This window comes from Micromonospora okii (assembly GCF_020884795.1).
Taxonomy (GTDB): Bacteria; Actinomycetota; Actinomycetes; order Mycobacteriales; family Micromonosporaceae; genus Micromonospora; species Micromonospora okii.
The window spans coordinates 257,947-265,630 of record NZ_BBZF01000018.1 but is presented as its reverse complement, the minus strand read 5'-3'; the positions used below and the strand labels follow the sequence as shown (position 1 = coordinate 265,630).

9 protein-coding genes and 3 tRNA genes are annotated in these 7,684 nt (G+C 75.4%); 4 read left to right on the top strand and 8 right to left on the bottom strand.

The features are described from left to right. From LPU43_RS16530 to LPU43_RS16515, 4 genes are all read right to left on the bottom strand, one after another. Positions 1-700 (bottom strand): asparagine synthase-related protein (locus tag LPU43_RS16530; protein WP_229401409.1); only part of this gene is annotated, 700 nt, incomplete at its 3' end. 7 nt (positions 701-707) lie between these two features. Continuing rightward, positions 708-1,709, bottom strand: a complete 1,002-nt coding sequence (locus LPU43_RS16525; protein WP_229401319.1) for an ABC transporter permease — start codon at positions 1,707-1,709, stop codon at positions 708-710. Next, on the bottom strand, positions 1,706-2,323 hold the full coding sequence (locus LPU43_RS16520) for an ABC transporter ATP-binding protein (protein WP_229401318.1): 618 nt from the start codon (positions 2,321-2,323) through the stop codon (positions 1,706-1,708). Before LPU43_RS16520 ends, LPU43_RS16525 begins: the two co-directional genes overlap by 4 nt. A 17-nt stretch (positions 2,324-2,340) precedes the next feature. Next, positions 2,341-2,499, bottom strand: coding sequence for a lasso RiPP family leader peptide-containing protein (locus tag LPU43_RS16515; RefSeq protein ID WP_229401317.1), 159 nt, complete (start codon positions 2,497-2,499; stop codon positions 2,341-2,343). 186 nt (positions 2,500-2,685) lie between these two features. Between LPU43_RS16515 and LPU43_RS16510 the strand changes: the two genes are divergently transcribed. After that, the gene (locus tag LPU43_RS16510) at positions 2,686-2,925 is read left to right on the top strand and encodes a DUF6458 family protein (protein WP_229401316.1); all 240 of its coding nucleotides are present in this window, start codon (positions 2,686-2,688) and stop codon (positions 2,923-2,925) included. 130 nt (positions 2,926-3,055) lie between these two features. On the opposite strand, the gene LPU43_RS16505 is transcribed toward LPU43_RS16510, so the two are convergent. The 3 genes from LPU43_RS16505 to LPU43_RS16495 form a co-directional block, all read right to left on the bottom strand. Next, positions 3,056-3,130: transfer RNA gene (locus LPU43_RS16505), tRNA-Val, on the bottom strand. 13 nt (positions 3,131-3,143) lie between these two features. Beyond that, positions 3,144-3,214, bottom strand: a tRNA-Cys gene (locus tag LPU43_RS16500). Positions 3,215-3,248: 34 nt separating this feature from the next. Then, a tRNA-Gly gene (locus tag LPU43_RS16495) sits at positions 3,249-3,321 on the bottom strand. 397 nt (positions 3,322-3,718) lie between these two features. Here LPU43_RS16495 and LPU43_RS16490 point away from each other — a divergent pair. Further along, complete coding sequence (locus LPU43_RS16490; RefSeq protein ID WP_229401315.1) at positions 3,719-4,396, top strand: TetR/AcrR family transcriptional regulator; 678 nt, start codon at positions 3,719-3,721, stop codon at positions 4,394-4,396. A gap of 85 nt (positions 4,397-4,481) precedes the next feature. Here LPU43_RS16490 and LPU43_RS16485 read toward each other — a convergent pair whose 3' ends face one another. Beyond that, complete coding sequence (locus LPU43_RS16485; RefSeq protein ID WP_229401314.1) at positions 4,482-5,678, bottom strand: alkane 1-monooxygenase; 1,197 nt, start codon at positions 5,676-5,678, stop codon at positions 4,482-4,484. 129 nt (positions 5,679-5,807) lie between these two features. Between LPU43_RS16485 and LPU43_RS16480 the strand changes: the two genes are divergently transcribed. Next, complete coding sequence (locus LPU43_RS16480) at positions 5,808-6,476, top strand: class I SAM-dependent methyltransferase (RefSeq protein WP_229401313.1); 669 nt, start codon at positions 5,808-5,810, stop codon at positions 6,474-6,476. 9 nt (positions 6,477-6,485) lie between these two features. After that, a complete protein-coding gene (locus LPU43_RS16475; RefSeq protein WP_229401312.1) occupies positions 6,486-7,652 on the top strand; it encodes a cytochrome P450 in 1,167 nt (388 codons plus the stop codon). Positions 7,653-7,684: the final 32 nt, after the last annotated feature.

The window sequence follows — 7,684 nt, the reverse complement described above, 5'->3', positions numbered from 1 at the left end:
GGTCGGCCAGCCGGTCCGGCTCGGCGCGCCGCTCCGCGCGGTGCGTCCGCAGGACCTCCTCGGCCACGGCGGGCCGCAGCCAGGGGAAGAGCTCCGAGGCCGCCGGCCGGGCACGCAGCCGCGCCCGGGCCCGCCCGACCGCGTCCCGCAGGTACGCCCGCGCGGAGCCGGGCGTCGGGCGCCGCCACCCGGCCAGGACCTGGTCCCCGCCCACCCCGGTGAGCAGCGCGCCCCCGGCCGCCAGCTCCACGATCGGCAGGTGCAGGTGCAGGTTCAGCGGGTGCAGCACGCCGTACCGGCGCAGGAACCGCCGGGCGACCGGCCCGACGAGGTCGAGGTCGTCGCCCGCGGTGAGCACCTGCCAGGTGCCGCCGACGCCCAACGCCCGGACCACCTCGTCCTGCCAGGCCGACTCGTCCGCCCGGGGCGCGTCGCGGAAGCGCCAGGTGACCGGCACCGGGTCGGGCAGCCCCTCGCGGCGGGCGACCCGGACGGCGACCGCGAGGACCAGCGAGGAGTCCAGCCCGCCGGAGAAACTGACCACGCAGGGCGGGCGGCGCAACGCGGGCAGCACCGCCGCCTCCAGGGCGGCCAGCGGGGTCGTCGTCCGGTCGGCGGCCGGCACCGGCACGTCGACCGCCCCCGGGTCCGTCCCCTGCACGAGCCCGGTCGCCAGGTCGTACGCGGTGAGCCAGCCCATCGTCACCTCAGCATCGGTTCAGCGTGCCCCGGCGGCGGGCCAGGCGCAGCGACAGGTCGAACAGCCAGAGCGACAGCGGCAGCAGCAGCGCCGCGCCGCCGAGCAGGACGAGCAGGTCCCCGACCCACGACCCGCCGGTCAGGGCGTGCCGGAGGCCGTCGAGGGCGATCCGGCTGGGCAGCGCGGCCGTCGCCCAGCCCGGCAACGGGAGCGCCGCCACCGGGAAGTACGTGCCGGAGACGAACGAGAGCCCGACCAGCAGCAGCCGGGCCACCAGGTCACCCCGGCCGAACGCCACGGTGAACGCCATCAGCCCGACGCCGAGGGCGAGCATCGCCGCCGCCGCGACCACCAGCACCAAGGCCACGCCCGCCCAGCTCGCCCGGCCGACGTCCAGGCCGAACGCCAGGCCGAGCACGGCCAGGTAGACCCCGGCGCGCAGCAGGGCGAGCAGGAAGGGGTAGCCGGCCAGCCCCAGGGCGAGCAGCCAACCCGGTACGGGCTGGGTCACCAGCATCTCCAGGGTGCCGTCCCGCTGCTCCTGGCCCACCCGGGCGGTCACCTGGCCGGTGGCCGCCTGCACGACGAGCATGAACGTGACGCCGACCGCCACGAAGTCGAAGTAGCTGGCCGAGCGGCCCAGAGCACCGTCCGGGACGGTGAGCACCCGGGAGACGAGCAGGAACACGGCCAGGTTGACGACGCCGAACGCCAGGTCGAGCGCCAGCGGCGGCACCAGGCGACGGCGCTCGGCGAGGTCGCGGGCCACGAGTGCGCGCAACACGGCGACCGGCCGCGCGCCGCCCGGCGCGGTGGCGGCCCCGCTCGCGGCGGCGGCCCCGGTCGCGGCGGCGGCCCCGGTCGCGGCGGCGGCCCCGGTCGCGGCGGCGGCCCCGGTCGCGGCGGGTGGGGCACCGGGGAGCCCGCCCGGTGACCGGCGACCGTGCCCGGTTCCGCCCGTCGCGGCGGCCGGTCGGGCGAGGTCGTCGCCCGTCAGCCCGGCGGTCACCGCCACACCGGAAAGGTGAGGGTCCGCTGGCACCGCTGACGGTCCTCCCGATGGTGCGACACCAGCACGCAGGTCAGCCCGGGCCGGCGGTCGAGCGCCGCCCACAGCAGCGCCCGCGCCCCGTCGTCGAGGGAGCGGCCGGGCTCGTCGAGGACCAGCACCGCCGGGTCGCCGAGCAGGGCGCGGGCCACCGTCACCCGGGCCCGCATCCCGGCCGAGCAGCGTTCCACCGGCATGTCCGCGTACGGCCCGATCTCGAACTCGTCCTGCACCTGCCCGACGGCCCGCGCGGCGGCCCGGCCGCCCCCCGCCCGCAGCCGGGCCACGAGCAGCAGGTTGTCGTGCCCGGAGAGCTTGTCGTACAACCCCTGCTCGGGGTTGAGGCAGGCCGACAGCGCCCGGCGGGCCGGTGGGGAGCCGGCCCGGTGGCCGGCGACCGTGGCCTCCCCGGCGGTCAGCGACAGCGCGCCCGCGAGGCAACGCAGGAGGGTCGTCTTGCCGGAGCCGTTGCCCCCGGTCACGAGGAGCCGCGTTCCCGCCGGCACGTCGAGGTCGAGCCCGGTGAAGACCGGGTGCCGTCCGAACCAGCGGGACGCGCGGCGCAGGCGCAGCATCGGGCGGCGCGCGGCCGTCAGATGGAGGCCCCGCTGCCACCCACGCCGTCACCGATGGGCAGCGTGCCGCCCCGGGTGAGTTCGGCGAGGGTGCCGAGGCGCTGGACGCGCGGCGGGCGGTACTCCCGCCCCGCCCCCGCCTCCCGAGCCGGCTCGCGACTATTGCGAGTTTCCATCACTTAATGCTCCAATGTCCGTTTACGGCAGTATCGGCACCATACCCCAATCGCCGGGCGCTCCGGCGGGGCCCACACCGGCGACCGCCGCGCCACGCCGCATCGCGAGCCCGCCCGATTACCCGGCTCGTCGGCGGGGTACTGAACCCACTCGACAGCACACTGCATCCCCCGAAGGAGGCTGTCGTGGGTATCGGAACGAGCATCTTCCTGATCGCGGTCGGCGCGATCCTCACGTTCGCGCTCGACGCCAGCATCGGCGGCGTGAACCTCGACGTCGTCGGCTGGATCCTGATGGCCGCCGGCCTGCTCGGCCTCGTCATGACCACCCTGGTCTGGGGCCGCCGCCGCGAGGTGGTCACCACCGCCGAGCCGGTGGAGTACCGCCGGGTCGAGGAGCGCCGGGACGTCGCCCCGCCGCTGTAGGGCGACACGCGCGACCGCCACGCCCGCGGGTTCCCCCGTCCCACGACGGCTCCCCGGCCCCGCCCGGCGTGCCCGATCGAGGGTCCGGATGCGAAACGGCCCGGCACCATGAGGTGCCGGGCCGTTCTCCTGGTGGGCGATACTGGGTTTGAACCAGTGACCTCTTCCGTGTCAAGGAAGCGCGCTCCCACTGCGCCAATCGCCCTCGTCAACTGCCGAGGTGGAGACGGGATTTGAACCCGTGTACACGGCTTTGCAGGCCGTTGCCTCGCCTCTCGGCCACTCCACCGAGGTTGCCCCCGAATTACGTGGCGGCAGCTCCGAGCGGACGACGGGATTCGAACCCGCGACCCTCACCTTGGCAAGGTGATGCGCTACCAGCTGCGCTACGTCCGCGTGCCCCCGGTGTTTCCCGGTGACGGATGAGAACTTTAGCCGAGCCCGGCAACCCTTGCCAAATCGGGGCCCACCCCGGCGCGTCCCCGCCCCACCCGCCGCCGGCCGTCTACCGCCACCCGCCACACTCGCCACCCCGGGCACAGATCCACGGATCAGGGCTCCAACAGCGTCGCACGCCCACTGGTTCCCTCGACCCGCCCGTCCAGCGGGGCCGGGGTGTTGGTGGTGGCGGTGGTGGTCGGGGGCACAGGGCGTGAGCTTCCTAGGGGGCTGGGTGGGAGCAGCTCTGGATATATTCGACAAGGGGGAAGAGTGTCCTTCTTCCGACTCTTCCGGGGCGAATCAACCGGAGCGGTAACTGTTTGTGCACGAACGGATAGGTTACGGTAGCGACGTGACGAGACGTGCCGCCGAGATCCGCCTGGATGCCCTGTTGCGCACGGCCTGTGACGTGATCGCGGAACGGGGGCTGGCCAACACCCGCACGGCCGACGTCGCCCAGGCCGCCGGCGTCAGCCAGGCGTTGGTCTTCTACCATTTCGCCACGAAGGAACGACTCCTCGCCCAGGCCTACGCCTACGCGGTGGAACAGGACCTCGCCCGGCTCGACGCCGTCGTCCGGTCCTCCGCGCCGCCCCTGGTCAAGCTCCGCAGGCTGATCAAGCTCCACACCCCCACCGGCCGGTCGGCCTCCTGGTCGCTGTGGATCGACGGCTGGTCGGAGTCGCTGCGCGCCCCCGAGGTGGAGAAGCTCTCCCGCCGGCTGGACCTGCGCCGGCGGGAGGACCTCGCCGCCATCATCAGCGACGGGGTGCGCGAGGGCACCTTCGACTGCCCGGACCCGGTCGGCGCCGCCTGGCGGATCAACGCCGTGATGGACGGGCTCGCGGTGCAGCTCGCGGTGCACGAGCGGGTGATCCCCCGCCGGCAGTCCACCGAGTGGATCCGGCTGGTCGCCGCCCGGGAGCTCGGCCTGGAGCCGGCCCAGCTCGACTGGTCGGCCCCGGCGCAGGAGCGCTCCCGCCGGGCTGAGCAGCCGCCGCGTCAGCCGCAGCCGGACAGCGTCGGCTGACGGCCCCGACCCTCATCGGGGAGGAACGGGCGGCCGTCAGGGACGAACCCGCGGCCCCGAGCCTCCCCCAGAGAGGAACGGCGGGTCAGCGGGGGGTCGGTGCCGGCGCGGGTGCCCCGTCGAGGCGCAGACGCCTGCGCAGTCGGGCCCGGGCCGGCGGGTGGACGTTGGCCAGCTCCAGGTCGCCGCCGTAGTGGGCCAGCACCCGGCGGTCCATCACCCGCCGCCAGAGCGGCGGCACCAGCGCGACCACGATCATCGTGGCGTACCCGGCGGGGAGCTGCGGCGAGGAGTCGAAGCTGCGCAGGGCCTGGTACCGACGCAGCGGGTTGGCGTGGTGGTCGCTGTGCCGCTGGAGCTGGAAGAGGAAGATGTTGGTGACCGTACGGTCGCTGTTCCAGCTGTGCCGTGGGTCGACCTTCTCGTACCGGCCGGCGGCGTTGCGCTGCCGGGCCAGGCCGTAGTGCTCCAGGTAGTTGACCACCTCGAGCAGCGAGAACCCGAGGATCGCCTGGAGCACCAGCAGCGGCAGCACCGCCGGCCCGAACACCGCGACCAGCACGCCGAACAGCACCAAAGTCATCGCCCACGCGTTGAGGACGTCGTTGCGCGGCGTCCACGGGCTGCGGCCCCGGATGCGGAACCGGGCGGTCTCCAGCCGCCAGGCCGAGCGCAGGCTGCCCCGGACGGTACGCGGCCAGAAGGCGTAGAAGCTCTCCCCGAGCCGGGAGCTGGCCGGGTCCTCGGAGGTGGCGACCCGGACGTGGTGACCCCGGTTGTGCTCGACGTGGAAGTGCCCGTAGCCGGTCGGGGCGAGCGCCACCTTGGACAGCCACCGCTCCACCCTCTCCCGCTTGTGACCCAGCTCGTGCGCGGTGTTGATGGCGATGCCGTCGACGATGGCGAGGGTGACGACCAGGCCGGCCGCGCCGACCGCGTCCAGCCTCCCCGAGACCCACACCGCGCAGCCGAGCGCCAGGCCGCCGTACTGGGCCGGCAGGTAGAGGTAGGTGAGCCAGCGGTAGTAGCCGTCCCCGCTCAGGCGGGGCACCGCCTCGTCCGGCGGGTTGGTCACGCTGTCGCCGACGAGCAGGTCGACCACCGGGATCATGACGAAGACCGCGACCACGGGGAGCCACCAGACCCACCCGCCGGCCACGTCGCGCCACAGCAGCCAGGCCATGAAGGGCAGCCCCGGGACCAGCAGCGCGAGCGGCCAGAACGGCTTGCGGGAGTCCCGCCAGGCGGCCGGCGGGATCGTGGCCTGCACAGCAGCAGACATCGCCGTTCTCCGATCTCTCGGGTGCTCCCCGACTGTGGCACGCATCACGGCGTTTTACAAGAGGGCCATTTGTGTAAAGCGTTGCCGCCCCGGCCGTGGCGGGGCGCGGCGGGCGGGGACAATCAGCGGGTGCCCGATCTCTCCTCGGCCTTCGTGAAGCTGCACGCGCGGCTCGCCCCGGTGGCCTTCGTCCCCGAGGTCCGGCTGCACCAGGCCGACGAGCCGATCGGGCTGTGGGAGCTGACCGAGGGCGAGTTCCGCAGCTCGCAGCCGCCGCCGTTCTGGGCGTTCGCCTGGGCCGGCGGGCAGGCGCTCGCCCGGTACGTCACCGACCACCCCGAGACGGTCGCCGGCCGCCGCGTGCTCGACCTCGCCTCCGGCTCCGGGCTCGTCGCCATCGCCGCCGCCCGCGCGGGCGCGGCGGCCGTGCGCGCCGTCGAGGTCGACGAACGCGCGGTGGCCGCCGTCGCGCTCAACGCCGAGGCCAACGGGGTACGCGTCTTCGCCGAACTCGGCGACGTCCTCGACGCCGACGCCGGCGACGCCGAGGTGGTGCTGGCAGGCGACGTCTTCTACAGCGAGGCGATGGCCCGGCGGATGCTGCGCTTCCTGCTCCGGGCCGCCCGCGCCGGCGCCCGGGTGCTGGTCGGCGACCCGGGGCGGGCGTTCCTGCCCCGCGAGCGGTTCCACGAGCTGGCCGCCTACGAGGTCCCCGTCCCCGAGGCGCTGGAGAGCGTGCGGGTGAAACAGACCACCGTGTGGGAGTTGGACCCCGCGCCGCCCGGGGCCGCCCGCTAGCGTGTCGGCGTGCTCTTCCGGGGCTGGGACGACGCCGCCGTCGGCGGGCCGTGGCCGGACGTCGCGACGGTCGTCGACCACGTCGGCGTGCCGCACCTGGTGGTGACCCGGCACGCCCTGGTGCGGCGGGTGCTCGCCGACCCGGCGACCTTCCGGCCGGACAACGCCCTCGACGCGGTCACCCCGATCCCGGTGGCCGCCCTGCGGGTCCTCGCCGGGCACCGCTTCCGCCTCCCGCCGACGCTGGCGAACAACGGCGGGGCCAGCCACCCGGCGATCCGGGGCGTCGTCGCCGACGCCCTGCACCCGGCCCGGGTCGCCGCCCAGCGGCCCTGGCTGACCGGCCTGGTCCGCGAGCGGGTCGCCCGGCTGCGGGCGGCGCTCGACGCGGGGGTACCCGTCGACCTGCACGCCGGGCTCGCCGCGGACCTGCCGCTGCTGACCCTGGCCCGGCTCGTCGAGCTGCCGGACGCCCCGGTCGGCGCGGTGAAGGAGTTCGCCCGCGCGGCCCTGGAGCTGTTCTGGGCCCCGCTCGACGCCGACCGGCAGGCGGCGCTCGCCGAGGAGGTGGGCCGCTTCCACCGGGTGCTGCGGGCGTTCGCGGCCACCGGGGGCGGGCTCGCCGCCCGGCTGCGCGCCGCCGGCCACTCCCCCGACGTGGTCGTCGGCGCGCTGTTCTTCCTGCTCGTCGCCGGCCAGGAGACCACCTCGCAGTTCCTCACCCTGCTGCTGCACCGCCTGCACGGCGAGCCGGCGGTGCGCGCCGGGCTGCGCGACGGCAGCGTCGCCGTCGCCGACGTGGTCGAGGAGGGGCTGCGGCTGGAGCCGCCGATCGTCACCTGGCGGCGGGTCGCCGCCGTGGACACCGCCCTCGGCGACACCGCCGTGCCGGCCGGCACCAGCGTCGTGGCCTGGCTGGCCCGCGCCGGCCGCGACCCGGAGGTGGTCGCCGCGCCCGCCGAGTTCCGGCCCGGCCAGCGCGGCTCCCGCCGGCACCTGGCGTTCGGGGCGGGCGCGCACCGCTGCGTCGGTGACCAGCTCGCCCGGCTCGAGGCGGCCGTGGTGGTCGCCGAGGCCGCCGACCTGCTCGACGGGGTGCGCGTCGTCCGGCCGCCCTGGTGCCCCGACAACCTCACCTTCCGGATGCCGGACACCTTCGTGGTCGCCCGGCCCTGACGAAGGTCGGGGGTGGTCGGCGCCCTTCGGCG